24 protein-coding genes and 1 pseudogene are annotated in these 24,981 nt (G+C 70.3%); 15 read left to right on the plus strand and 10 right to left on the minus strand.

Features of this window, described 5'->3' with window-relative positions; all coding sequences use genetic code 11:
* Positions 1 to 123 precede the first annotated feature (123 nt).
* Positions 124 to 954: an endonuclease I family protein gene (locus tag ACWCQ6_RS29715; RefSeq protein ID WP_451094405.1), complete on the minus strand. Its 831-nt coding sequence runs from the start codon at positions 952 to 954 to the stop codon at positions 124 to 126.
* Positions 955 to 1,204: 250 nt separating this feature from the next.
* On the opposite strand from ACWCQ6_RS29715, the gene ACWCQ6_RS29720 reads away from it, so the two are divergent.
* The 3 genes from ACWCQ6_RS29720 (at position 1,205) to ACWCQ6_RS29730 (ending at position 4,064) form a co-directional block, all read left to right on the plus strand.
* On the plus strand, positions 1,205 to 1,405 hold the full coding sequence (locus ACWCQ6_RS29720; protein WP_451094407.1) for a hypothetical protein: 201 nt from the start codon (positions 1,205 to 1,207) through the stop codon (positions 1,403 to 1,405).
* A 185-nt stretch (positions 1,406 to 1,590) separates the two neighbouring features.
* Positions 1,591 to 2,748 carry a methyltransferase gene (locus ACWCQ6_RS29725; RefSeq protein ID WP_451094409.1) on the plus strand — a complete coding sequence of 386 codons (1,158 nt, stop codon included), beginning with the start codon at positions 1,591 to 1,593 and terminating at the stop codon, positions 2,746 to 2,748.
* Between the two features lie 125 nt (positions 2,749 to 2,873).
* The gene (locus ACWCQ6_RS29730) at positions 2,874 to 4,064 is read left to right on the plus strand and encodes an acyl-CoA dehydrogenase family protein (RefSeq protein ID WP_451094411.1); all 1,191 of its coding nucleotides are present in this window, start codon (positions 2,874 to 2,876) and stop codon (positions 4,062 to 4,064) included.
* Positions 4,065 to 4,154: 90 nt separating this feature from the next.
* Here ACWCQ6_RS29730 and ACWCQ6_RS29735 read toward each other — a convergent pair whose 3' ends face one another.
* Positions 4,155 to 5,075 carry a pyridoxamine 5'-phosphate oxidase family protein gene (locus ACWCQ6_RS29735; RefSeq protein ID WP_451094413.1) on the minus strand — a complete coding sequence of 307 codons (921 nt, stop codon included), beginning with the start codon at positions 5,073 to 5,075 and terminating at the stop codon, positions 4,155 to 4,157.
* Between the two features lie 296 nt (positions 5,076 to 5,371).
* On the opposite strand from ACWCQ6_RS29735, the gene ACWCQ6_RS29740 reads away from it, so the two are divergent.
* Together ACWCQ6_RS29740 and ACWCQ6_RS29745 are read left to right on the plus strand one after the other, a co-directional pair.
* The gene (locus tag ACWCQ6_RS29740; RefSeq protein WP_451094415.1) at positions 5,372 to 5,794 is read left to right on the plus strand and encodes an Hsp20/alpha crystallin family protein; all 423 of its coding nucleotides are present in this window, start codon (positions 5,372 to 5,374) and stop codon (positions 5,792 to 5,794) included.
* 520 nt (positions 5,795 to 6,314) lie between these two features.
* Positions 6,315 to 7,940: a GAF domain-containing protein gene (locus ACWCQ6_RS29745; protein ID WP_451094450.1), complete on the plus strand. Its 1,626-nt coding sequence runs from the start codon at positions 6,315 to 6,317 to the stop codon at positions 7,938 to 7,940.
* A gap of 32 nt (positions 7,941 to 7,972) precedes the next feature.
* Here ACWCQ6_RS29745 and ACWCQ6_RS29750 read toward each other — a convergent pair whose 3' ends face one another.
* Positions 7,973 to 8,683: a response regulator gene (locus ACWCQ6_RS29750; RefSeq protein ID WP_451094417.1), complete on the minus strand. Its 711-nt coding sequence runs from the start codon at positions 8,681 to 8,683 to the stop codon at positions 7,973 to 7,975.
* Between the two features lie 56 nt (positions 8,684 to 8,739).
* Positions 8,740 to 9,201, minus strand: coding sequence for a cyclic nucleotide-binding domain-containing protein (locus ACWCQ6_RS29755; RefSeq protein WP_451094419.1), 462 nt, complete (start codon positions 9,199 to 9,201; stop codon positions 8,740 to 8,742).
* Positions 9,202 to 9,451: 250 nt separating this feature from the next.
* Here ACWCQ6_RS29755 and ACWCQ6_RS29760 point away from each other — a divergent pair, with 250 nt between their 5' ends.
* From ACWCQ6_RS29760 to ACWCQ6_RS29770, 3 genes are all read left to right on the plus strand, one after another.
* A complete protein-coding gene (locus ACWCQ6_RS29760; RefSeq protein ID WP_451094421.1) occupies positions 9,452 to 10,327 on the plus strand; it encodes a universal stress protein in 876 nt (291 codons plus the stop codon).
* A 358-nt stretch (positions 10,328 to 10,685) separates the two neighbouring features.
* Positions 10,686 to 11,282, plus strand: a complete 597-nt coding sequence (locus ACWCQ6_RS29765; protein ID WP_451094423.1) for an alcohol dehydrogenase catalytic domain-containing protein — start codon at positions 10,686 to 10,688, stop codon at positions 11,280 to 11,282.
* Complete coding sequence (locus ACWCQ6_RS29770) at positions 11,279 to 13,681, plus strand: glycoside hydrolase family 65 protein (protein ID WP_451094425.1); 2,403 nt, start codon at positions 11,279 to 11,281, stop codon at positions 13,679 to 13,681. Before ACWCQ6_RS29765 ends, ACWCQ6_RS29770 begins: the two co-directional genes overlap by 4 nt.
* A gap of 89 nt (positions 13,682 to 13,770) precedes the next feature.
* Here ACWCQ6_RS29770 and ACWCQ6_RS29775 read toward each other — a convergent pair whose 3' ends face one another.
* Positions 13,771 to 14,532 (minus strand): HAD family hydrolase, encoded by a 762-nt coding sequence (locus tag ACWCQ6_RS29775; protein ID WP_451094427.1) that lies wholly within the window; start codon positions 14,530 to 14,532, stop codon positions 13,771 to 13,773.
* A 193-nt stretch (positions 14,533 to 14,725) separates the two neighbouring features.
* Here ACWCQ6_RS29775 and ACWCQ6_RS29780 point away from each other — a divergent pair, with 193 nt between their 5' ends.
* Positions 14,726 to 15,754: a zinc-binding alcohol dehydrogenase family protein gene (locus ACWCQ6_RS29780; protein WP_451094429.1), complete on the plus strand. Its 1,029-nt coding sequence runs from the start codon at positions 14,726 to 14,728 to the stop codon at positions 15,752 to 15,754.
* Positions 15,755 to 15,942: 188 nt separating this feature from the next.
* Here ACWCQ6_RS29780 and ACWCQ6_RS29785 read toward each other — a convergent pair.
* The 4 genes and pseudogenes from ACWCQ6_RS29785 to ACWCQ6_RS29800 all read right to left on the minus strand — a co-directional run.
* Positions 15,943 to 16,245: pseudogene (locus ACWCQ6_RS29785) on the minus strand (CBS domain-containing protein); the annotation flags it as partial.
* Entirely contained in the window at positions 16,169 to 16,843 is a 675-nt protein-coding gene (locus tag ACWCQ6_RS29790; RefSeq protein ID WP_451094431.1) for a CBS domain-containing protein, read from the minus strand. The pseudogene ACWCQ6_RS29785 and the gene ACWCQ6_RS29790, both read right to left, overlap by 77 nt.
* A 224-nt stretch (positions 16,844 to 17,067) precedes the next feature.
* On the minus strand, positions 17,068 to 17,691 hold the full coding sequence (locus ACWCQ6_RS29795; RefSeq protein ID WP_451094433.1) for a CBS domain-containing protein: 624 nt from the start codon (positions 17,689 to 17,691) through the stop codon (positions 17,068 to 17,070).
* A 47-nt stretch (positions 17,692 to 17,738) separates the two neighbouring features.
* Positions 17,739 to 18,200 (minus strand): cyclic nucleotide-binding domain-containing protein, encoded by a 462-nt coding sequence (locus tag ACWCQ6_RS29800; protein ID WP_451094435.1) that lies wholly within the window; start codon positions 18,198 to 18,200, stop codon positions 17,739 to 17,741.
* Between the two features lie 278 nt (positions 18,201 to 18,478).
* On the opposite strand from ACWCQ6_RS29800, the gene ACWCQ6_RS29805 reads away from it, so the two are divergent.
* Positions 18,479 to 18,823, plus strand: a complete 345-nt coding sequence (locus ACWCQ6_RS29805; protein ID WP_451094437.1) for a universal stress protein — start codon at positions 18,479 to 18,481, stop codon at positions 18,821 to 18,823.
* A gap of 18 nt (positions 18,824 to 18,841) precedes the next feature.
* Here ACWCQ6_RS29805 and ppk2 read toward each other — a convergent pair whose 3' ends face one another.
* A complete protein-coding gene (gene ppk2, locus ACWCQ6_RS29810) occupies positions 18,842 to 19,663 on the minus strand; it encodes a polyphosphate kinase 2 (RefSeq protein WP_451094439.1) in 822 nt (273 codons plus the stop codon).
* 23 nt (positions 19,664 to 19,686) lie between these two features.
* Between ppk2 and ACWCQ6_RS29815 the strand changes: the two genes are divergently transcribed.
* From ACWCQ6_RS29815 to ACWCQ6_RS29835, 5 genes are all read left to right on the plus strand, one after another.
* Positions 19,687 to 19,968, plus strand: a complete 282-nt coding sequence (locus ACWCQ6_RS29815; RefSeq protein ID WP_451094441.1) for a hypothetical protein — start codon at positions 19,687 to 19,689, stop codon at positions 19,966 to 19,968.
* A gap of 153 nt (positions 19,969 to 20,121) precedes the next feature.
* Positions 20,122 to 20,796 carry a CBS domain-containing protein gene (locus tag ACWCQ6_RS29820; RefSeq protein ID WP_451094443.1) on the plus strand — a complete coding sequence of 225 codons (675 nt, stop codon included), beginning with the start codon at positions 20,122 to 20,124 and terminating at the stop codon, positions 20,794 to 20,796.
* Between the two features lie 183 nt (positions 20,797 to 20,979).
* Positions 20,980 to 21,855 carry a universal stress protein gene (locus ACWCQ6_RS29825; protein ID WP_451094445.1) on the plus strand — a complete coding sequence of 292 codons (876 nt, stop codon included), beginning with the start codon at positions 20,980 to 20,982 and terminating at the stop codon, positions 21,853 to 21,855.
* 506 nt (positions 21,856 to 22,361) lie between these two features.
* On the plus strand, positions 22,362 to 23,255 hold the full coding sequence (locus ACWCQ6_RS29830; protein WP_451094446.1) for an oxygenase MpaB family protein: 894 nt from the start codon (positions 22,362 to 22,364) through the stop codon (positions 23,253 to 23,255).
* A gap of 21 nt (positions 23,256 to 23,276) precedes the next feature.
* Positions 23,277 to 24,981: protein kinase domain-containing protein (locus ACWCQ6_RS29835; protein WP_451094448.1), on the plus strand; the 1,705-nt coding region annotated here is incomplete at its 3' end.

Here is a 24,981-nt window from a genome sequence, read left to right on the forward strand (position 1 = left end):
GACGGGGACCGCCACCCGGGATGGGTAACGTTCGACGGGTGCGGTAGTCGTGGCCGTGGCCTGGTGCACGGGCGGCGGGCCCGGCTGAGTGCCGGGGCCCGCGCCGTCGCTTCCGGGCCGGGGCTACCAGATGGACTCGACCCACTCGGGGTGGTCGATGAACGGGTTCCGGTTGTGCTGGTACTGGTCGAATATGACGTCGTTGCGCCGCTTCTCGAAGCTGTCCGGCGGGTCCTCCTGGCTCCATGCCTTCAGCACCGACAGGCGGCCGATGTTCGGGGCGGATCCGTTGTTGACCTTGTCGTTGGGCTCCAGGTCGGGGAAGGAGTCGTCGCCCTCGTAGCGCACCGCCATGTAGAACAGCATGCGGGCGACATCGCCCTTGACCGCGTCGCGCGGCTCGAAGGAGTCGCTGTCGGTGTAATTGCCCGGGGCGCCGCTGACCGCGCTGCCGCCGTTGTCGAAGTCCTTGTTGCCGCGGATCGAGTTGACGGTGACGTTCTCCGGGCGCAGGTGGTGGATGTCGGTGCCGGGGCCGGTCGCTGTGCCGAAGTCTCCGTGCGACTTGGCCCAGACGTGCTCGCGGTTCCAGTCCCCGACCGAGCCGCCGTTGGAGTTCTTGGACTGGGAGCGGCCGGCGTAGAGGAGGATCACGTTCGAGCTGTTGGCGGGGTCCTCGTCGGTGTCCTTGAGAGCGTTCCAGACCTGGCTGTACGAGAGCTTGGTCTGGACGCTGATGATGTCGTGCAGGGCGCTCTTCAGCTGGGTGCCGGTCTTGCCGAGCGCGTCCTGGTAGTACGTGTCGTCGAGTACTCGCAGTGGTGTCGCGGTGGTGGGCGTGGCCTCGGGTGCGGGTGCGGCGGCCGGTGCGGCAGCGGCCGTGCCGCCGAGCACCGCGAAGGCGGCAAGGGCCGCCAGCAGCGTGCGCCGGTGACCAGGGTGACGACGGGACATGTGGGGTGTCCTCTCCGGAAATGCGTGCGCCGCGACACCGTCACAAGGTGGGGGGCGGCGCCGCGGCGGGCGTGTGGTACGTGGTAGCCGGGAGCCTTCCACACGCACGGTGACCATGGTGTGAACAGCGTGTACCTATCATGTGCAGGTCAAGTGATGGCTTGATTGCGCCCCCGGGAGAGGGTCCGGGGGCCTCGGATGCGGCGCGCCGGGCAGGGGGCGAGAATGACCGAAAGGACGAGGAGGCGGCATGAGCGACGAGCCCGAATCCGTATCCGCATCTCGGGGAGTGACTCCCGACAGCCTCTTGCACACCGGCGGGAGCGACAATCCGTCGGCAGAGGACCTGGTGCTCGCCTCCGGGCGGGACCTGACTCCGCAGAATCTCCAGTGGGCGGAGCGCAGGCTCGCCCGGGAAGGCCGGTCGGCGATCGACAAGGCGTTGCCCTAGACGTTCTGTCCCGGGAGCTCGGGTCCGCGGAGTCCCGCCCGCTCCGGGGTGTCCGGCGCGGAGCCTGCCCTTCGGGTGGGCGACGGGGACTGTGCGGACACACCCTGGCGGGACGCTGCGGCCCGGTGGCCCGAGCCGCGGGAGTGTGTGGGCGCTTCCCGCGGCTCGGCTAGCCTGGGTGCACAATGAACCGTTTGACGACGTCAGGGGCCGGGTTCGACCTCGCCCGCTACCCCGAGGACCCGCGCGACCCGTTCCGCGCCTGGGACGCTGCCGACGAGTACCTGCTGCGCCGGCTGGAAGGGGCCGACGGCACGGATCCGGTCGATCTGTCGGGCGCCGTGGTTGTGGTGGGCGACCGCTGGGGCGCGCTGAGCACGGTGCTCGCCGGGCACCGCCCCGTACAGATCACCGACTCCTATCTGGCGCAGCGCGCGACCCTGGCGAATCTCGGCCGCAACGGCGTGGACCCGGACGCGGTACGACTGCTGTCCGCCAGGGACACGCCACCGGACCGTGTCGACGTCCTGCTGGTACGTGTCCCGAAGAGCCTCGCGCTCCTGGAGGACCAGTTGCACCGGCTCGCGCCGGCCGTCCACCCGGACACCGTCGTCATCGGCGCCGGGATGGTCAAGGAGATCCACACCTCGACCCTCAAGCTGTTCGAACGGATCATCGGTCCGACCCGCACGTCCCTGGCCGTCAAGAAGGCCCGGCTCATCTTCTGCACGCCGGGCCGGGCGGCGGCCCATGCGCCCAGCCCCTGGCCGTACCGCTACGAACTGCCCGAGGGGCTCGGTCCGGTCTCCGGCCGCACCGTCACCAACCACGCCGGGATCTTCTGCGCCGATCGCCTCGACATCGGCACCCGGTTCTTCCTCGGCCACCTCCCCGAGCGCAGCGGCCCCGACTGGGTCGTCGACCTCGGCTGCGGGAACGGCGTCGTCGGGTTGTCCGCGGCGCTCGCCAACCCCGGGGCGACGGTCACCTTCATCGACGAGTCCTACCAGGCGGTCGCCTCCGCCGAGGAGACTTTCCGGGCCAACACCGGCCCCGACGCCGAGGCCGAGTTCCTGGTCGGCGACGGGCTGGCGGATCTGCCGCCCGCCAGTGTGGACCTGGTGCTCAACAACCCGCCGTTCCACTCCCACCAGGCCACCACCGACGCGACGGCCCGCACCATGTTCCAGGGGGCCCGCGCCGCACTGCGGCCCGGAGGAGAGCTGTGGGTGGTCGGCAACCGGCACCTCGGCTACCACACCCGGCTCCGCCGTATCTTCGGCAACTGCGTCACGGTCGCCGGCGACCCGAAGTTCGTCGTGCTGCGCGCCGTCAAGCGCTGACCCGCGCCGTCAGGAGCCGGCCCGCGCCCCCGGAACCGTCCCGGCCCTTCCAGATTCTTGCAACACGTTCTACTGTGTGCGCCGCTGCACACGGACGACGCGACCGCGAGACTCCCGGAGGGGCCGTGCACCTCGAATACACGCCTGAACAGCAGCAGTTGCGCGCCGAGCTGCGCAGCTACTTCGCCGCACTGGTCCCCGACGACGCCTACGCGCGCTACGCCGCCCCGGCGGCCCAGAAGAGCTTCTACCGGGAGACGATCCGCCGCCTCGGCGCCGACGGCTGGCTCGGCGTCGGCTGGCCGACCGAGTACGGTGGACGCGGACTGTCCCCGATGGAACAGTTCATATTCTTCGACGAGGCCGCGCAGGCGGGAGTCCCGCTGCCGCTGATGGCCCTCAACACCGTCGGCCCGACGATCATGCGGTACGGCACCGACGAGCAGAAGGCGTACTTCCTGCCGAAGATCCTCTCCGGGGAGATCGACTTCGCGATCGGATACAGCGAACCCGACGCCGGCACCGACCTTGCCGCCCTCAAGACCCGGGCCGTGCGGGAGGGCGACGAGGCCACCGGCCACTACACGGTCGACGGGCAGAAGATCTGGACGACCAACGGCGACACCGCCGACTGGGTCTGGCTCGCCGTGCGCACCGACCCCGACGCGGCACCGCACAAGGGCATCACCATGCTGCTCGTCCCGACCACGGACCCCGGCTACTCCTGCACCCTGATCAACACCCTTGCCTCGCACGACACCACCGCCAGCTACTACGAGAACATCCGTGTCCCCGTCTCCCGCCGCGTGGGCGAGGAGAACAAGGGCTGGCGGCTCATCACCAACCAGCTCAACCACGAACGCGTCACCCTCGCCGCCCACGGCACCATGGCCATCCGCGCCCTCCACAACGTCCAGCGCTGGGCCGCGGACACCCGGCTCGCCGACGGCCGCCGCGTGATCGACCTCGGCTGGGTCCGTGCCCTGCTGGCCCGCACCCACACCAGGCTCGACGCCATGAAACTCCTCAACTGGCAGATGGTGTCCGCCGTGCAGAACGCGACCCTCACCCCGCAGGACGCCTCCGCCGTCAAGGTCTACGGCTCCGAGGCGCGCCGCGACGCCTACGCCTGGCTGATGGAGGTCGTCGGCTCGGCGGGCCCGCTCAAGGAGGGCTCGGCGGGCGCCGTACTGCACGGCGAACTCGAACGCGGCTACCGCTCCGCCGTCATCTTCACCTTCGGCGGCGGCAACAACGAGATCCAGCGGGAGATCATCTCCTGGATCGGCCTGGGGATGCCACGCGTACGACGGTGAGCGCGTCGCGACGGCCATCCTTCGGTCACCTCGGACGTGGCACGCCGGGGTTGCGGCCGTAGCGGATGCTGTATCGAAATGACTCCGGCGCTACTGATCGGCCGGAGTGATCCGGCGGCCCGTGAGGCTCGTGGGCCGGATCGACACCCACATCGCCCGCTCCCCGCCCGCCCATGGCGTGGTGTGGGCGTGTCGGACGAGTTCGCGCACGGTGTCGGGGTCCGTCACGGTGCTCGCAGGGCCGACGGCGAGCACGCTCCAGCCCCGGCTCAGGGCATCGTCCACGTGGTCGACCTCGAAGGCGACCTCCTTGTCCGCAGCCGCTGCGGTCACGGAGCCGGGCGCCGTCCGGAAGACGATGGCATCATCGACGACCCCGTAGTTGACCGGGACGACCGCCGGGCGGCCGTCAGGCCCCGACACCGCGACGCGCCCGACGCCGTGCGTGGAAAGCAGCGTGCGGCACTCTTCCGGGCCGAGGTCCCGCAGCTGAGGGTGCAGCAAGGCGTAACCCTGGCCGGGCGGGAGTTCGATTCCGCCGCCGCGCAGAGCGGCGACCGTGGTGCCCAGCGCATCGGCCAGCCGGATGAGAGTCGCCAGGGTCGGATCCGCAGGCCGTTCCTCGAGGTAGGCGAGGTAGTTGGCCGACATCCGGGCCCGTCGGGCCATTTCCTCCCGGCTGAACCCCAGCCTCCGGCGCTCGGCGGCCACACGCCGGCCGATGTCGCCGGGGTCGGCTGCCCCGCTCCGTGCGGCAGCCGGGGGCACGGCCGCCGTTTCACTCACGCCCGGCTGTGACCCGCGCGAGGATTCGGACCGTTCGTGCTGCAGGTGGTGGATGTGTGCGTCGGGACCGGGGAAGACGAGCGTCACCTCGTCCGTGTCCGACCAACGCACATCGTAAGGAGGCGTGCCGTCGGCGTGATGCAGGCCGACGATCTCGCCGTCGCGTCTGGCAGCGCCGGTCGCCGGACTCTCGATGACGAGTCGGTCGCCGAGGTGAGCTCGCATGATTGCCGCCCTCTCCTCAGAGTGGTGCTGTATCCAACCTGCCACGCGGGACACACCGCCGCAGTCCTTCCCGGCGATCCCGACTCCTGTGCGGCAGCCGGATCGGACTGGGGGCGTCGAGCGAATCGAGTTCGAAAGCACCACGGAACCTGTCGTCCGGTCCGACGGCGGGACGACCGGGAGAAAGGGGACCGGAGGGCCCCCGGACATGGGCCGATCGGCCTCAGTAATCGGAACCTGGCCGCGCTGGACTGGGTGTGTCGGCATCGGCGACCGAACACCGAGGAGGTATCACGATGACCACCCTGAAGCGCGGGCAGAGGTTCTCGCTCCCGGAGGTCCCGGACTGGTTCGAGAACCTGCCCGCCCGGTTCGCGATGCCCACCATGGGCGAGCTGTACACAGTTCGTATCGAGGACTACACGGAGAGCGGCCGTTACGTGGTGCGGGCAGAGCTTCCGGGCACGTCTCCCGAGAACATCGACGTCTTCATCAGCGACGGCGTGCTGACGGTCCAGGCCGAACGCATCGAGAGGGAAGTGGACAAGAACCATAGCGAGATCCGCTACGGCGTGATGAGCCGGAGCCTGACGCTGCCGGCGGGCGCGGACGAGGACGATGTCACGGCCGACTACACCGATGGCATGCTCACGGTCAGCGTGGGCATGGGCGCCGAGAAGCCGTCGGCCAAGCATGTCGAGATCAAGCACGGCGGCTGACAGCGGTGGGCTGCGCCTGGCGGGCCCCGCCAAGGGCCCGCCATCGGCGCGCTTCGGCCGCGGCTGCCGCCCGGCTCCTTGCGCAGCCGCCGCAACCCACGAAGGCGGAGCGGTTCATGACGTACCTCTGTCCGTCGGGCATCGTTGCCTGCGGTTCCGTCCCTGCCCACCCCGGCGGGGCGGACCTGCGGCAGGGGACGAACGGCTCTCTCACCAGGGCCGTACAGCCGCTCTTCGCGCCTCCGCGCCGGGGTGGTGATCGCGGCGGGCGGACAAGCGGGGTGGCGGGACCCGGTGCGATGTCCGTGACGCTTGTTCGGGCCGGGCGCTGCCCACCGGATGCTTCTCGCCGTGAGGCTACTACCGTGAAGAGGTGGCCCCGCCGCGCTACGTGGGTCATGACGGAGGCACCGTGGGCGACAACGGGGACAACGGCGACAAAGGATCCGGCCACTGCGGAGAGGCGCGCCGTCGGCTGGGCACGCTGCCCGGCGATCTCCAGGAACGTCTCGACGCCGTGATGCGGGGACCGGTCGAGGCGGCCCTGCTGCTGGACGCAGTCATGTCGGTGGGCAGAGAGCTCGATCTGCCCCGGGTGCTGCGTCGGATCGTCGAGGCCGCGGTTGTCGTGGTCGATGCCGAGTACGGGGCCCTGGGAGTGGTCGGTGAGGAAACCCGGCTCGCACAGTTCCTGCCGGTGGGCGTCACGGCGGAGCAGCGCGAGGCCATCGGCCCCCTGCCGGAGGGGCACGGCATTCTCGGCGAGCTGATCCGGCACCCCGAGCCGCTGCGGCTGGTGGAACTCTCCGAGCATCCGTCCTCCTACGGGTTTCCGCCGAACCATCCCGCGATGCACTCGTTCCTGGGAGTGCCCATCCGGGTTCGCGACAAGGTGTTCGGCAACCTGTACCTGACGGAGAAGCGGGGCGGCCGGGTCTTCGACACCGAGGACGAGACCGTGCTGTCGACGCTTGCGGTGGCGGCGGGAGTGGCCATCGAGAACGCCCGTCTGTACGTGGAGACGCGCGACCGTCAGCGCTGGCAGGAAGCCAACAGCGAGATCGTCGCGGCTCTGCTGAGCGGGGTGGACGAGGCGCGCGTCCTGCGGATGATCGTTGATCACTCCTCGCACATCCTCGCCGCAAATCTCGGTGTGCTGGCACTCCCCGCGGGAGACAATCGCCTCCGGGTGGCACAGGCGTCCGGGCTGGACGCCGGGACACATCGCGGTCTGGTTCTGCCGCGGGCGGGATCGTTCGCCGGTGCGGCCCTGGATGCGGGGGAGCCGATCACCAGCTTCGACGTCGAACACGATCCGAGGATCACCGAGGGCCCGCCGAGGTGGAGGGGGCTCGGTCCCGCTGTCGCGGTTCCGATGGTCACGGGGGAGCGGACCCGTGGGGTGCTGCTGCTGGCCCGGGTTCGGGGGCGTCCCGCGTTCACCGATGCGGAGACCGCGCCACTGCTGCTGTTCGCCGGGCAGGCGGCTCTCGCGTTGGAGCTCACCGAGCGGCGCGAGTCCGCCGAACAGATCGCCCTGCTGGAGGAACGCGACCGCATCGCCCGGGATCTTCACGACCTGGCCATCCAACGGCTGTTCGCCACCGGGATGACCCTGCAGAGCGTGGTGCGGCTCGTGGAACAGCCGCAGGCGAGCGAGCGGCTGCTGCGCGCGGTGGACGATCTGGACGAGACCATCAAGATCATCCGGTCCACCATCTTCGGGCTTCGTGCCAGTGGTCCGGGCCGGGCCGGCCAGGGGCTGCGCGCCCGGACGGCGGCCACGGTCGAGCGGGCCGCCCGGACCCTGGGCTTTCAGCCGTCGCTGCGCATGGGAGGGCTGATCGACACGGATGTGCCCACCGAGACCGCCGAGCAGGTGATCGCGGCGCTCGGCGAGGCACTGAGCAACGTCGCCCGCCATGCACGGGCGACTGCGGTGGACATCTCGCTGGTGGTGGGAGAGGGAGCGGTGAGACTGATCGTTTCCGACAACGGTGTGGGCATGCCCAGGCATGTCGGTTCCCGGAGCGGGCTCGACAACCTCGCACGGCGCGCCGAGAAACTCGGCGGCGAGATGAACGTGGGGAAGTCCGCGCAGGGCGGAACCAGGCTGAGCTGGCGGGTGCCGCTGCGGCTCTCCTGATGCCGCACAGGGTGCTCCGGGGAGCCGTACGGTCAGATCTGATGGTGCTCGGCACCGGGCGGGGAGGCTTCCGCGGCGTGTGCGGCGATTACCGCAGCCTGGATACGGCGTTCGACACCGAGCTTGGCCAGCAGACGGGAGATGTGGTTCTTGACCGTCTTCTCCGACAGGTAGAGGCGCTTGCCGATCTGGCTGTTGGTGAGCCCTTCGCCGATCAGTGCGAGGACGTCCTTCTCCCTCGGGGAAAGCCCCGCCAGCGCGCCGTCCTCCTCGGAGCCGGAACCGGACTGCTCCTCGCGCAGGCTGTTCATCAGCCGTGCCGTCGTCGACGGGTCGAGGGTCGAGCGCCCGGAGGCCAGGGTGCGGACGGCGGTGACGAGATCCGAGCCCTTGATCTCCTTCAGTACGTAGCCGGCCGCACCGGCCATGATCGAGTCGAGCAGTGCTTCGTCGTCGTCGAACGAGGTGAGCATCAGGCAGGCCAGTCCGGGCATCCGTGAGCGCAGCTCACGGCAGACCGTGATCCCGTCGCCGTCCGGCAGCCGCACGTCGAGAATGGCGACGTCGGGGCGGAGAGCCGGGCCGCGTGCCAGTGCGTGGTCGGCTGTGCCGGCGTCGCCGACGACTTCGATGTCGGGTTCCGCGTCGAGCAGATCCTGCACGCCGCGCCTGACCACCTCGTGGTCGTCCAGCAGGAACACGCGGATCGGCTTCTGCGCCGAGAACCCCGTGTCGTTGCTCATTGTGGCCCTCCTCGCCTTCAGGGGTTGCGCAGTCCCGCCCCCGTTCTCCGAACCGCTCAGATATCGGGCGCCTCGGCGAGGGGACCGTACAGCTGCAGCAGCCGCGTCCGAGTTCCGTACAGGCGCTCCGCGATCGTCTCGGCGACGAACCTGTACACCGCGCGGCCCAGCACCGCATCGGCCTCGCACAGCGAGCGGACGGCGGCGGCATCGAACTCCACGGCCTGCCCCGCCAGGATCACCCGCGCACCCAGGTGCCACACATGCGGGGGAAAGAGCCAGGACCAGCCCAGCAGCTCGTCGCGTCCCAGCGTCTCGACGACCGCCGCACGGCGGCCGGGCACGTGGAGGTCGACCTCGACCTGCCCCGAACGGATGACCCAGAAGCGATCGGCCCTCCTGCCTTCCTCGAAAAGCCGTGCGCCGAGTACCAGCGGCACTTCGCAGGACGCCTTGTCGAGCAATTGGGCCCGGCTCCCGGGCGGGATCGCGTCGAGCAGACTTCTGGCCGTTGACATGGAACCTCCGTTCCTGTGGCAGGAAGTACCCGCATGCCCGTTCTGAACGATATGCGTGCTCCCGGCGAGGCGCTCGGCTGTGCTGCGTGCTCCTGCCGTCTCCATCGTGTGCTGTACGGGACGCATGGCGCTTGGGCCGACCGGCCCGGCTCCGTGACCCGCTCAGCCCTTGCCCGAGGGCTTCGCGCTGCGCGCCGGGGCGACGAGGCCGGATCATGACGGAGGAAGCGCCTCACTTCGAGGAGAGACCATGGGCAGCACTCGACCAAGCGTGACCGGACCGGTTGTGGTCGGCACCGACGGTTCCGACCACGCGACGTGGGCCGTGCGGTGGGCCGTCGGTGAGGCGGCGGCCCGCAGTCGGCCGCTGCGGATTGTGTACGCGACCGGGACGAGCCACGGCAGTCTGTACCTCTCCCCGGAGGACATCCAGCAGATCGACGGCTTCGCGGAAGGCGTGCTGGAAGGGGCCGCCGCACTCGCACGACGACTCGCTCCCGCCGTCCCCGTGACGACGGCCCTGTGCGGGGACGAGACAACGGCCTGCCTGCTCGGCGAAGCAGGGCCCGACGCCACGATCGTCGTCGGCTCCCGCGGGCGCGGGGGATTCGCATCCCTGCTCGTCGGTTCGGACTCGCTCCGGGTGGCCGCGCGCTCCCCCGTTCCGGTCGTCGTCGTGCCGAGCGGTGAGGACCGTGAACCGACCGGTGTCGTGCTGGCCGCGGTACGGGACGAGCATGACGGGGAAGCGCTGCGCGTCGCCGCCGATCTGGCCGCGCGGGAAGGTGTCACGCTGCGGGTGCTCAACGCGTGGGTCTTCCTCGAGGACGTCGGCAGCGTGGTGACGATGCTCGACGGTGTGGACCGGCTCGCCGCGGACCGGGCGACCGAGACCGCCCGGCTCGTCGCGCCCGTGCGCATGGAATTCCCGGATCTCGAGGTGACCGAGCATGCCGTCCGGACCGGGTCCGTCTCCGAGGCGCTGGTGGCAGCGACCACCGGTGCCGACATGATCGTCATCGGATCCCGTCGGCGTTTCCACCCCATCGGCTCTCCGCTCGGCCGCGTGACGCACGCTGTGCTGCACCACGCGAAATGCCCGGTCGTCCTCGTACCCCACACCTGATCACCGCGGGCTCGGTCAGCGCGTGTTCGAAGCGTCCGGTGCGGCCGCACTCGAGGGAGGATCCGGGTGTGTGATCGCTCTCGATGAGGAATTTGCCGCCGGTGACGGTCCGGGCGCCGCCCAGGAAGCGCAGCAGCGCGGGTCTCGTTCCGGGCGCGGCCAGGTGCGGTTCTGCCTCGGACATCGCCGGCCTCGTCCTCGGTGGGTGGCAGCGTCATCACCCTCACATCCCAGTGGCCGGGGCGGGAGAGGGCCCGAAAGGTCCCGGCTGGGACCGACCGGCCCATGTGGAGCGGGCCCGTACCGGGGCAGCCTGAGGGAGAACCTCACGGGGGACAGCAGGAAGAGGGGCGGCATCGTGAAGGCACTCGTTTTCCAGGGCGCGGGACGGATTGCCTGGCAGGAGGTTCCGGACCCCGTGGTCAAGGACGCCGACGACGCGGTGATCCGCGTCGATGCCGTCACCATCTGCGGGACCGACCTGCACATCATCAAGGGCGATGTGCCCGAGGTGACACCCGGCCGGGCGCTGGGGCACGAGGCCGTCGGTACGGTGGTCGAGGCCGGGGCCGACGTTCGTACGGTCCGGCCCGGTGACCGTGTCCTGATCTCGTGCATATCCGCGTGCGGCCGGTGCCGGTTCTGCCGTGAGGGCCGCTACGGGCAGTGCCGCGGTGGTGGCGGCTGGGTGCTCGGCCACACCATCGACGAAGATCTGTGGAGCAGGGACATCACCATCACGACGGGGCTGGTCGACACGTACTCCACGCCCGTGCTGCTGGGCATGCTCGCCGCCGGGCGACTGCCGTCGTCATCACTGATAACCCACCGCTTCGAGCTCGGGCAGATGGAAGAGGCGTATGACGTGTTCTCCCGTGCCGCGGACACCGGTGCGCTCAAAGTGGTGCTGGGAGGACCTCAGCACAACGAGATCATCGCTCCGGCTCAGCCATGAGCACAGCGTCCACCTGGGACTTCAACGGCTACGACCCCAAGGCGGAGCGGACGATCGAAGCCCTGTGCACGCTCGGCAACGGCAGATTCGCCACCAGGGGCGCCGCGCCCGAGTCGTCCGCTGACGCGGTCCACTATCCCGGCACCTACGCGGCCGGGTGCTACGACCGGCTCTTCTCGCAGGTCGCGGGCGAACGGGTCGGCAACGAGGACATGGTCAACCTGCCCGACTGGACGCGCCTGCGCTACCGCTGCCTGCCGGACGACGGACCGGCGGGGGACTGGCTCACCACCGATGACCCGAGTCTGCGGCGTCACACGGTCTCGCTCGATCTGCGAGGCGGCGTTCTCACCCGTCGTCTGTTCTTCCAGGACGGCCACGGGCGCCGGCTCGGCGTCACCCACACCAGACTCGTTCACATGGGCGACCCGTATCTCGCCGCTCAGAGAACGACCTTCCACGGGTATGGCTGGAGCGGGGCCGTCGAGGTCGAGTCCGTCGTCGACGGCGACGTCACCAACGCCGGTGTCGAGCGCTACCGCGGGCTGGACGGAGGCCATCTCACCGGCCACCGCGCCGGGGCCGAAGCGGACGGTGTGGCCTGGCTGTCCTGCCGGACTCGTTCGTCCCGGATCCGGATCGCAGTCGCCGTGCGTACGTCGTCGCGGCCCCTCGTGGCGGTGGGATCGAGCTGCAGCGGGACCGGAACGGTCCAGAGATACAGGCTGCCGGTCTCCCGCGGCCATTCCGCCGTCGTCGTGAAGTGCGCCGCGCTGTACACATCGCTGGACCGCCCCTCGGGCGATCCTCTGCCGCTTGCTGTCGAGCACGCGTCGCACTCGGCGCCGTTCGAGGCGCTGCTGGCCTCTCATCGTGCGGCCTGGGAACGCCTGTGGAGCCAGGGCGAATTGAAGGCACCTGGCGAAGCGGGGCACATCCTTCGGCTCCACCTCTTCCACCTCCTCCAGACACTGTCCCCGCACACGGCCGAGCTGGACGTCGGAGTGCCCGCCAGGGGACTGCACGGCGAGGCGTACCGGGGACATGTCTTCTGGGACGAGCTGTTCGTACTGCCCTGTGTCACGCTGCACTTCCCGGAAGTGGCACGGGGCCTTCTCATGTACCGGCACCGTCGCCTGCCCGCGGCCCGTGACGCGGCTCGCCGGGCGGGCCTGCGAGGAGCGATGTTCCCCTGGCAGAGCGGCAGTTCGGGAGCCGAGGAGGCGCAGACACTGCATCTCAACCCCCGCTCCGGCCGCTGGCTTCCCGACCACTCGCGCTTGCAGCGCCATGTCGGATCGGCCATCGCCTGGAACGTGTGGCGGTACGGTCAGAGCACCGGCGACACCGGATTCGTCCAAGGGCCGGGGGCGGAACTGCTGCTCGACATCGCCGGCTACTGGGGTGCCGCAGCCACCTACGACGCCGATCGCGAGCGCTACCGCATCCGCGGTGTGGTGGGCCCGGACGAGTACCACGACGCTTATCCCGGGGCCGCTGCTCCCGGGATCGACGACAACGCGTACACCAATGTGACCGCGGCCTGGGTCCTCGCACGCGCACTCGAGGTGTTCGGCGCGCTGCCCGAGGCCCGCCGACGGGAGCTGGCCGAGCGACTCGGCCTGGACGACGGGACGCTGAGCCTCTGGGAGGACATCTCCCGTCGGCTGTACGTGCCGTTCCACGGAGGTGTCATCAGCCAGTTCGAGGGCTACGGCGAGCTGGCCGAACTGGACTGGGACGCCTACCGCTCCCGTTACTGCGACATCCGTCGGCTCGACCGGATCCTGGAGTCCGAGGGGGACACGGTCAATCGCTATCAGGCGTCCAAGCAGGCCGACGCACTCATGCTCGGCTATCTCTTCCGTCCGGTCGAGCTGCGGACACTGTTCGACCGTCTCGGATACCGGCTCGATGACGAAACGTGGCGTGCGACGGTCGCCTACTACCTGGATCGCACCAGTCATGGTTCGACCCTCAGCAGCCTGGTGCACGGCTGGGTGCTCGCGCGGGAGCGAGGCCCGGACGCCTGGCGGTACTGGGAGGAAGCCCTGGTCAGCGATGTGGCGGATGTTCAGGGCGGCACCACCGGCGAAGGCATCCATCTCGGTGCCATGGCCGGCACCCTCGATCTCGCCGAACGGGGCGTCGCAGGGCTGGAGGCAGGCCCGGACGGGCTCCGTGTCGATCCCATTCCGCTCAGGGAGGTGCCGCGCTGCACGTTCACGTTGTGTTACCGCGGGCACAGAGGCATCCGTGTTCGGCTGCTGCCGGGCCGACTGGGGATTCTCGTGCCCCGCTCGCGACTGGCTGCCCCGCTGACCGTGTGCCTGCCCGGCGAGCGGCTGGTGACCGTGGCCGCGGGGGAGCAGCACTGGTTCCGCCTGCCCGTGCCCTGACTCCTTGCCGGGCCGACGCGGTCTGCCGGTTCGGCCGGATCGGGTGACCGGCCCATCGCCTTCGCGCGATCGGGAACGGGCCGCGGTTCTCAGCCCGTCACGGGGATCAGCAGCTCGCCGGGGTCGGCCACGACCACATCGGCGCCGTGGTGGCGCAGTCCGGCCGAATTTCTGCCTCCGGCCGTACGGTCCACTCCCACCACCAGACCGAATCCGCCCCTCCGGCCGGCCTCGACCCCGGCCAGCGCGTCCTCCAGCACAGCCGCGTCCCGAGCCGGAACGCCCAGCCGCCGGGCCGCCTCCAGGAAGAGCGCCGGGTCCGGTTTGCCCGGAAGACCCAGCCGATGCGCTTCATTGCCGTCCACCACGCTCCGGAAGAGGCGGATCACGCCTGCCACGGTCATCAGCTCGGTCGCGTGGCGGGACGCCGAAACAGCGGCGCAGGGTATCCGTTCATGCCTCAGCGTGTGCAACAGGCGGACGGTGCCGGGCCAGGCCGTGACACCGTGCGCACGCACGCTCGCGGTGAACAGTTCTTCCTTGCGGGCCGCGACGGCCCACACCGTGGCGGTGCCCGGCGCGTCGTCGGGATTGCCGAGCGGCAGGTACAGCCCCCGGGAGGCCAGGAAGCCGGTGGCCCCGTCCAGCCGTGACCGGCCGTCGACATGGCGGAGATAGTCGTCAACCGGATCGAACGGACGCTGCCCGCCCGCGGCCGAGAGGCAGGCGTCGAATGCACCCTGCCAGGCCGTGGCATGGACCCGGGCGGAATCGATGACCACGCCGTCGGTGTCGAAGACCACGGCCCGCAGTGTGCGCAGGAAGGCTGCCAGGGGCGGTGTGCCGCTCATGACGGATCCCTTCGTCAGGGAGTCCTCACCATGGCATCACGGCTGCCGGCCGAGGGCGCGCCGACCGCAGGGGCGGGCCTCGTCACGTGCCCGAGCGACCGGGGGACGTTACCGGACGGGCGGTGTGCGGCTGCGGCTCTCCGATCCGCGGTGAGCGTTTGCCGGACCTGTCGGCCGGCGCCAGGCTGGGAGCATGGTGCGCGTGCCGGCTTCGGAAACGCTGACCGGGTGGGCTGTAGGGAGCCCTGGTCCGATCGGGGACGGCCCGCTGGTGCGTGTGCGACGAGCGATACCTTCGCCGGGACCCGGTGAACTGCTGCTCACGGTGGAGGCGTGCGGTGTGTGCCGCACCGACCTGCACCTCGCCGAGGGCGACCTGCGCCCGCACCGGGAATCGACCGTCCCCGGCCATGAGATCGTCGGCCGGGTGGCCGCCGTCGGCGAGTCCGTCACCGGGTTCCGGGTCGGTGACCGGGCCGGTGGGGCATGGCTGCGCAGCACCTGCGGCCACTGCCGGTACTGCCGGGCCGGTAGTGAGAACCTCTGCCCGGCCTCTCTCTACACCGGCTGGGACGCGGACGGCGGTTTCGCCGATATCGCCCTCGTGCCGGCCGACTACGTCTACCGGCTTCCGGACGACCAGGACGCCGCAGAGCTGGCGCCGCTGCTGTGTGCCGGGATCATCGGCTATCGGGCTCTGCGTCGTAGCGCCCTGCCGCCCAACGGGCGGCTCGGAGTCTACGGCTTCGGGGCGTCGGCCCATCTGGCGGCGCAGGTCGCCCTGGCCGAAGGAGCGACCGTGCACGTGCTGACCCGCTCGGCACGGGCCCGTGAACTCGCCCTCGGCCTGGGGGCCTCCTCCGTGGGCGGCGCGTACGACCGCCCGCCCGAACCACTGGATTCGGCGATCCTGTTCGCACCGGTCGGTGATCTGGTGCCCGTGGCACTGGAGGCACTGGACCGTTCGGGAACGCTCGCCGTCGCGGGCATCCATCTCACCGACATCCCCGTGCTCAATTACCGGCGTCACCTCTTCGAGGAACGCAATCTGCGCAGCGTCACGTCCAATACCCGGCAGGACGGCCGCGACTTCCTGGACACGGCCGCAAGGATCGGCATGCGGGTCACCGTCAGCCCGTACCCGCTGAGCCGCGCCGACCAGGCTTTGCGGGATCTGGCGGCCGACCGGGTCAGCGGCGCCGCCGTCCTCGTCCCGGATTGAGCCTCGTTTCGGTCGGGCAGCCACACCCTCGTCCCGCAGCGCCCCGTGCCCGGGTCCGCTGTTGCAGAAAGAAGGTTCCGGCCCGGCTGAGGCCATGGGCCGATCGATCTCTCTTCGGCACGGCCCACTCGGCCCAGCTCCTGGCCCCGTCGACCCTGCGGCGACGCCCGCCGGGGCCTGCGGAGCAGGTCGGCCTCCGAGACGATGCCGATGGGATGGTGGCGGGTGTCCACGACGGGCAGGGCCGAGACATCGTTGCAGGCAAGGTTCCAGGCGACCGTCCCGAGCGATGCTTCGGGGCAGGCCGTGGCCACGTCCCGGGTCATGATCTCTGCGACAGTGCGATGCATCATGATCCGATTCCCTTTCGTGCAGGGGCGTGCCGTGACAGGCGGCGATGGCAGCGGCGCGGCCTCACTGCTCGTCGGACGGACCATGGGAGACCTCCTGGAGGAAGGCGGGTGCGGGACCGTCCACGGGGGCGGTCGCATGACTCACGACCGCGACCACCCCGTCGAGCTGTTCGGCGAGGTAGGCCAGAATCGCGATCTGGCTACGGCTCTCCAGCCGGCCTTCCAGGGTGACGACGCCGTCCACGACGTGGACGTCGACCGCGTCGGGCCCGAGTCCCATGGTGCTCACCAGCACGTCCTGGATGACGCGTCGTCGGATCTCCGCGTCGGGGCGAAGGAAGAGACGCAGCAGGTCCCGGCGAGTGACGATGCCGACAAGCCTGTCCTCGTCGTCCACGACCGGAAGCCTCTCCACGCCACTGCGCGTCATCAGCCGGGCGGCCTCCGGCGCGCTTTCCTCCGCGTGGACGGTCACCGCCGGCTTCGACATGATCTCGGCAGCGGTGAACTCGGCTCCGGACGGGGCCGTGGCACCGGCACCAGGATGCCCCGCCGCCTGCCTGCGGAGCAGATCGCTCTCGGAGACGACACCGACCACCCGGTCCTCGTCGTCGAGCACAGGCAGTCCACTGATGTCGTGCTGGGCGAGCAGCTTCGCGACTTCCTTGAAGGAGGTGAGCGAGACGACCGAGACGACATCGTCGGTCATCAGGTCTCCCACTTTGATGTGCTTCATGGCGGCACCTCCTGCCGTCTCGCAGAGATTCATCCGGACGCGATGCCGGAGGCTGTTCACCGACCACGATCCTTCGGGCCGCACGAGGGCAGGAGGGCCGAACGGGGCGTGGCAGGGACCGGGCGGACCAGGCTCGGGCGTCCGGGCACCTCGGGAATCGACGGCAGTGCGTCCCCGAAGGCGGCGTTGGGATCCGTCGTGGACGGAGTGCTCCCGGGGAGACCTCAGACAGGTTCCATGCGAACGTCCACTACTCCTTCGACCGCGCGAATGGCCCGAGCCAGAAGGGGCACCAGAGAACGGTCCCGGAGCGGTCCTCGAACGGTGACGACACCGTCCAGCACGGTGAAATCCACCTGGTCCGGAGGGAACAGTCCGGCGACCACAGCGGATCGGATCTCCTCGTCGATCTCATCGTCCGGGCGCAGAAACACCTTCAAGAGGTCGCTGCGGCTCACGACGCCCTCCAGCATGCCGAGATCGTTCACGACGGGCAGTCGTTTCACGCGCTTGCGCGCCATGATGCGGGCGGCCTCGGCGAGCGTGGCGTCGGGGTGGACGGTGACGGCCGGACTCGACATCAGCTCCTCGGCCAGCACGGCGTCGGCCTTCGACGCCTCCTCCAACTGGCCGGGCAACTTCGGTTCGTCCTGTCGGAACTCCTCCTTCGGCAGCAGGTCCGCCTCGGAGACGACCCCGACCACGCGGCCCTCGCCTTCGAGGACCGGCACGGCGCTGACCCGCCATCGATGCATCAGCGCGACGATCTCCTTGTACGAGGCCTCGCGGCCGATGGCCACGGCCGCGTGGGTCATGACGTCACTGACGGTGTACGGGGATGCAGCCATGAGGTGCTCCTCCGGCGTGACTGGCAGGTGGTGAACGGACGGGGTACTCACACGGACCCGCCGCTGCCATGAGGGGCGTAGAGATCGAGCAGACGGATCCGGGTGGCCTGCAATCGGTCGGCGAGGACCTGCCCGACCCAGTGGCCGACGGCCGAACCGAAGGCGGGATCCGCGTCCATCGTCATGAGTACGGTCTCCGCGTCGAACTCATGGGTACGGACAGGCGTCATCGCCTCCGCCCCGAGGTGCCAGATGTAGGGCTTGAACAGCCAGGCCCAGCCGACCAGTTCGCCGGGTCCGAGACTGTCTATGACCACCGGGGCGCTGCCCGGTACGCGGATGTCGAGCGTGACGGTGCCCGAACGCAGGATCCAGAAGTGGTCCGCGTGGTCCCCTTCCCGGAAGAGACGGGCCCCCTGGGCGAAATTCACCTCCCGCCCGATCCCCATCAGACGGGCACGGTGCTGGGCGGGCAGGGCCGCGGTGATACGAGTCGGGGAACCGCTCATCGGTGGCCTCCTCTGTGGTCCCCGGTGTCAGCATCGCCGGGCAGCCGGTTCACGGACAGGGGCCGTCCGGCCCATGCCGCAGGCCCGCCCGGTCCCTCCACTATCGCCTTCCACGCATCGCGGGCCAACCGGACGCCGGGGCGGCGACGAGCACATCCGCCCCGTCGTGCCGTGCCGAAAGCACGTCGTGCATGCGGTCCAGCCGGACCACGAGGAGGGCCGAACGTTCCCCGTCCGGGCCGAATCGTCCCTCACGGCGGACCCGCTCCGGTGCCACCGTGAGAACACTGGAGGCCGTACGTGCCTGGCGCTGTCCCGCGCACAACCGTGCCGCCCCCCGGCGTACTGCCGGTGAGCGTCTGTACCACAAGGAACGTGCGGCGACCCTGATCGACGAAGCGATGGCGGAGACCGTGCGTGAGGACCCGACGGTCCGGCTGCCCTCGGCGGCGGTCGAGGGAACGGCAGCAAAGGTACTGGTGCATCGCTCGGCCGCTGCAGACATGGTCGTCGTCGGAGCGCATCGCCGCCGGATCCGCCTCGGACTCCAACTCGGCCGAGTTGCCCATGCGCTGCTTCACCACGCCGACTGTCCGGTGGCCGTCCTGCCTCTCGCGGTCTGAACGTGTGACCGCCTCACCTCACTTCCCGAGCCGCGACGCATGGTCGGGAACATATGTCTGAAGGTCTCTCGGCGGTCGCTGGTATCCCGTGGCCAGAGGCCGCGGGGGCAGTTCGAGCACCGGCGGTTCGACCGTCTCGTACGGCACGGTCGACAGCAGGTGGGAGATCATGTTCAGCCGGGCCCTGCGCTTGTCGTCGCTCTCGACCACGTACCACGGGGCCTCCGAGATGTCGGTGTGGACGAACATCTCGTCCTTCGCCCGCGAATAGGCCTCCCAGCGGGTGATCGACTCCAGGTCCATCGGCGAGAGCTTCCACCGGCGGGTGGGATCCTGCAGCCTGCGCCGGAACCGCTCCTCCTGTACCGCGTCACTGACCGAGAACCAGTACTTGCGCAACAGGATGCCGTCCTCCACCAGCATCCGTTCGAAGATCGGGCACTGGCGGAGGAACCGCTGGTGTTCCTCCATGGTGCAGAAACCCATGACGCGCTCGACACCGGCGCGGTTGTACCAGCTCCGGTCCAGCAGGACCATTTCCCCCGCGGCCGGAAGGTGCTCGACGTAGCGCTGGAAGTACCACTGGCCGCGCTCGCGCTCGGTGGGCCGCGGCAGGGCGACGATACGCGCCACCCGGGGGTTGAGATGCTCGGTGACGCGCTTGATCGTGCTGCCCTTGCCCGCCGCGTCACGACCCTCGAACACCACGACGAGCCGTGCTCCTTCGGCGCGCACCCACTCCTGGAGCTTCACGAGCTCGGTCTGGAGCCGGTACAGCTCCCGTTCGTACAGCGAGCGTGGCAGCTTTCCGGGAGCGCCCGGGTTCTTCTGGTCCGACATGGGTCGACGTTACGGAGAAGACCATGCCCGAAGTCAAGCGTCAGCGCCGAACAGGATCCGTCGTGCAGATCCGGTACTCCGTCCGGGAGCTGCGGGCGCTCAGGGTCATCGTCGAGGATGTCTGCGCCACCGGTTCCGGTGCGAACCGAGTGACCGAGGTCCTGAGCGCCTGCCGGCTCGTCGTCTGCCACGAGTTGTTCCTGTCGGGGACAGTCCGGCGGGCCGATGCCGTTCTGCCGGTTGCGTCCTGGCCGGATAAGGAGGGCACCTCCGTCCGTTTCGACCGCCGCCGTGCTGCCGTGTGAGGAGGAATCACAACGTCATGGGGCCGAGTGGGCCGTTCTCAGGGGCCCACCGGCCCCGAAGACGAGCCCGGTCGGCACAACCGTGGGCGTCCGGTTCCTGGTCCGCTCGACATATGACCACTTCTGACCGGTGCTCCCTGGAAGGCGAGTCACATGCATCACCGAACCGTTGCAGAGCTCATGACCCGGGACGTCGTCCGGGCACGGTGCGACCTGCCGTTCAAGGAGATCGTCGAACTGCTCGCGGAACACGACGTCACAGCGGTACCCGTGGTGGATGAACTCGACCGTCCCATGGGCGTCGTGTCCGAGGCCGACCTCCTGCGCAAGTCCGCCGATGTCGCCGACCCGACTGGTCGTACTCCGCTACCGCATCTTGAGGCGTGGGAGCGGGCCAAGGCCGAAGGGGCCAGGGCCGAAGAGCTGATGTCGGCTCCCGCGGTGTGTGCGCGTCCGGAGTGGACCGTGGTCGAGGCTGCCCGTCTCATGGAGGTGCAGAGCGTCAAACGGCTGCCCGTCGTGGACGAGACGGACAAGTTGCTGGGCATCGTCAGCCGCGGTGACCTGCTGCGAGTCTTCCTGCGCCGTGACGACGCCATCCACGAGGAGATCGACCGGGACGTACTTCGGCGGACGATGGGGCTGGCTCCCTCGGAGGTGACGGTCGACGTACGCCAGGGGCAGGTCGTCCTCGGCGGATCCGTCGAGTTCAAGAGCCTGATCCCCATCATCGAAAGGCTGTGCCGGAGCGTCGACGGTGTGGTCTCCGTCGCTCAGCATGTCACCTACCGCACCGACGACGTCCGGACGTCCCGCACCGGCACGTAGGACATCCGGGAGACCGTGGGGGATTCAACCATCCCGCGAGTCCCGCCGCATCCGGGGCCGGCATGCGACACCAGGATATTTGCGGTACTCCTCGAATGAGGAGAAGCCGGGCGGGCGGACCCGCTCGCCTTCGTTCCGGCCTTCACAAGGCCTTTCGAGACCTACGAGACGGAGACAGTCGCCATGGAGCCAGTCGTCACCGTGGGCCTCGACGGCTCACCCGAGAGCCTTGCCGCCGCCCGTTGGGCCGCCGACGAAGCCGAGCGGCGCAGACTCACGCTGCGACTGCTGCACGCGTGGCCGCTCCTGGTGCCGGAACCGACGCACGTCCCGGCGGAGATGGACCAGAACTACTGGGCGCGGCGGATCGTGCACAAGACGCAGGCGGAGCTCCAGAAGCGCCACCCGGGGCTCACCATCATCGGCAGCCTGATCGCCGACGACGCCCAGCACGCGCTGCTGCATGCCGCGTCGGAGTCCGAGATGACCGTGCTCGGCTCGCGCGGACTCGTGCCCGTGGAGAGCTACTTCCTCGGGGACATCAGCATGCCCGTCGTGGCGCGGGCCGACAGGCCGGTGGTGCTGGTACGCGCGGGGACCGGCGGGCCGGGACCGCACCCGGCACCGGCTGCGGAAGGCGGCGTCGTCGTGGCACTGAAACTGCACGGACCCGGCGACCACCTCCTCGAATTCGCCTTCACCAGCGCCGCGGCGCGAGGCGTGCCCCTTCGGGTCGTCCACGGCCAGAGCCTGCCGGTCGCCGCCTACACACCCTGGGGGGTGGATCACGACGTGACGGATGAAATCGCCCAGGACGCGCGGAAGAAGCTCGATCAGATCCTCCGCCCCTGGCGGGACAAGTTCCCGCACATGGAGGTGGACGACGGCATCGTCCTCGAAAGCCCTGCCAAGGCTGTCGTGAGCGCCGCCCGTGGCGCCGGGCTGCTGGTCGTCGGCCGGCGCAAGCACCGTCCTGCCCCGGCGCCGCACCTGGGCTCCGTCGCGCAGGCCGCCATTCATCACGCCCGCTGCCCCGTCGCCGTCGTCCCCCACGCCTGATCCGGCGGCTGCACGGGGCCGGCGCAGCCGGACGGCCGATGACAGGCGTCCCGTGCGCGGGTCCACGCTTCTCGTGCCCGGGCTGCCCGCCGGGCTGCTGCGGGCGGCGTGCTTGCGAGCGGCGCGCGACGGGCTGCACGGGCGGATGGGGCGCGCGGATGACGTGCTCGTCGACCGGGCCCCGGTACTCCCGCTACTGCTCCGCGCAAGCGGAGCTCGTCGCTGACCGGCATAGGGATCGGGGCGCCGGACGGGGGACCGGCCACGGCCGTACGGGCTTGCACGGCCCCGGCAGCGGCTTCGGCGGCCGACCGCAACCGCCGCAGCTCCCCGTGGAGTTCCTCGAAGGGAGCAATCCGCCTGAATCGACCACGGAGGTCACCCGGAAGGAACCCGTGTACACCGCAATGGCCCGTCCGGGCATCCCCCGGACGCACCATGGGAGGTATCGGCGCCCGCGCGTATCCTTCGCGTACGTACGCCGCCGAGCGGGAGGTACGAACAGCATGGCGGACGCCGACCCCGGGCTCTTCGGGCCCGAATCCGTCACCTGGCAGATGCACGGCGACCCGATGATGTGGGTCGCGGGAGTGCGGGCGCTGTACCTCCAGGCGCTGCACCCGCGCGCCGTACGGGGCGTGATGCAGAACTCCGACTTCCGCAAGGATGCCTGGGGGCGGCTGATGCGTACCGCCGGCTTCGTCGGAACGATCACCTACGGCACCACCGAGGCCGCGGAGAAGGCCGGTGCCCGGGTCCGCAGGATCCACCGGCTCATCAGGGCCACCGACCCGGAGACCGGGGAGACCTACGGCATCGACGAGCCGGAACTGCTGCTGTGGGTGCACTGCGCGGAGGTCGACTCCTACCTCCAGGTCGAACGCCGCTCCGGCTTTCCGCTCACCGATGTCCAGGCCGACCGCTACATCGACGAGCACCGCCACAGCGCCCGCCTCGTCGGCCTCGACCCCGCGGACGTACCGGCCACCACCGCACAGCTCGCCGCCTACTTCGAGCGGGTGCGGCCCCGGCTCGCCGCGTCCCCGGAGGCGGCGGACGTCGACGACTTCCTGCGCCGTCCCCCCGTCCACCCACTGCTCGTACCGGCGCGGGCACTGCTGTGGCGGCGCGTCGCGGCACTCGCCTACCAGTCACTGCCCCCGTACGCCCATGAGCTCTACGGCAGACCCGGCGCCCCGGCACCCACCGTCGACCGCCGCCTGCGCACCGCGGGAACCGTGCTTCGCTGCATCCCCGCCCGGCTCCGCTGGCAGCTCCCGCCCGGTCACATTCTGAACGCGATGGCCCGGCTCGGCCCCGGCAGCCGTCCCACCCCGTACAAACTGTGCAGCCGGGCCGCCATACTGGACGGGCCGGGGAGGGCGAGGAAACAGGCGTAACGACGGGGGCGACAGCAGGCGATGGCGGACACCAGGCTGATCCAGAGCCGGTACCGGATGCTCGATCTCATCGGGCGCGGAGGCATGGGCGAGGTGTGGCGCGCCCATGATGAGTCGCTCGGCCGCCATGTCGCCGTCAAGTGCCTCAAGCCGATGGGGCCCCAGCAGGACCAGTCCTTCACCCGTGTCCTGCGTGAACGCTTCCGCCGTGAGGCCCGCGTCGCCGCCTCGCTCCAGCACCGAGGCGTCACCGTCGTGCACGACTTCGGCGAGCACGAGGGCGTCCTCTACCTGGTCATGGAGCTCCTCGACGGCCGTAACCTCAGCCAGCTCCTGGAGGACAACAAACAGCATCCGCTGCCGGTGCCCGACATCGTCGACATCGCCGAACAGGTCGCCGACGCCCTCGGCTACACCCACCAGCAGGGCATCGTCCACCGCGACCTCAAGCCCGCCAACATCATGCGGCTGGCCGACGGCACGGTGAAGATCTGCGACTTCGGCATCGCCCGGCTCGGCCACGACATCGGCTTCACCTCCCGTCTCACCGGTACCGGCATCGCCATGGGCACCCCGCACTACATGTCGCCCGAGCAGATCAGTGGCGGCCAGGTCGACCATCGCAGCGACCTCTACTCCCTGGGCTGCGTGCTGTACGAGATCGCCACCGGAGCACCGCCGTTCGACCTCGACGACGCCTGGGCCGTCCTCGTAGGACACCGCGACACCCAGCCCCGGCCGCTGCGCACCCACCGGGCCGAACTCCCGGGCTTCTTCGACCGCGTCGTACTGGAACTGCTGGCCAAGACCCCCGAGGAGCGGCCCGTCGACGCGGGCGACCTGCGCCGGCGGATCACCGTCGGCCGCACCGGCGAGCAGCCGCACCTGCCGCCCACCGGGCGGGTACGGCTCGCCCCGCCCGCTCCCGTCCTGCTTCCCGGGCAGCAGCTGCCGGCCTGGACCCGCGGTATGACCGCCGGGCACAAGGCGACCGGCGCCCGCCCCGCGCTCGCCCCGCCCGACCACTCCGCCGGCCTCACCGGCGAGTGGACCACCGGCACCGACAGCCGCGGCCTCACCGGCGAACTGCCACCGGTCGCGGCCGAGCGCCCGACCCCGTCGCCGGAACTGCTGTCCGTCCTCGCCAACCGGCACAGCGCGGGCCTCGACCTGGGCCGGCTCGGCCACTGGGAGGAGGCCGGCGAGGTGCACCGCGCGGTCGCCGCCGAACGCGAGCACGCCCTCGGCCCCGACCACCCCGACACCCTCGCCAGCCGGTACGAGATCGGCTTCACCCTCAGCCGCACCGGGCGTGCCTCGGACGCCCTGCGGGAGTTCGACCGCGTGGCCCGGGGCCGCGAGCGCAGCCTGGGCCCCGACCACCCGGACACCCTGGCCGCCCGTCAGGAGGCGGCGTACGTACTGGGCCGGCTGGGCCGGCACTTCGAGGCCCACCAGGTGTACGCGGAGGTGCTCGCCTCCCGGGAGCGCTCGATGGGCCCCGACCACCCCGACACCCTGCGCTGCCGCCACAACCTCGCCTTCAACCTCAGCAGGCTCGGCCGCCTGGAGGACTCGTACCGGATGGCCGTGGACGTGGCGTCGGCCCGCAGGCGGGTGCTCGGCGCCGACGACGACCTCCCGGTGATGGAGCGGGCCGCCTTCGACCCGACCCTCATCAGCTTCTCCGGCATGGTCCTCGGCCAGCTGGCCATGGTCGTCTTCG

Source organism: Streptomyces sp. NPDC001880 (assembly GCF_053594575.1).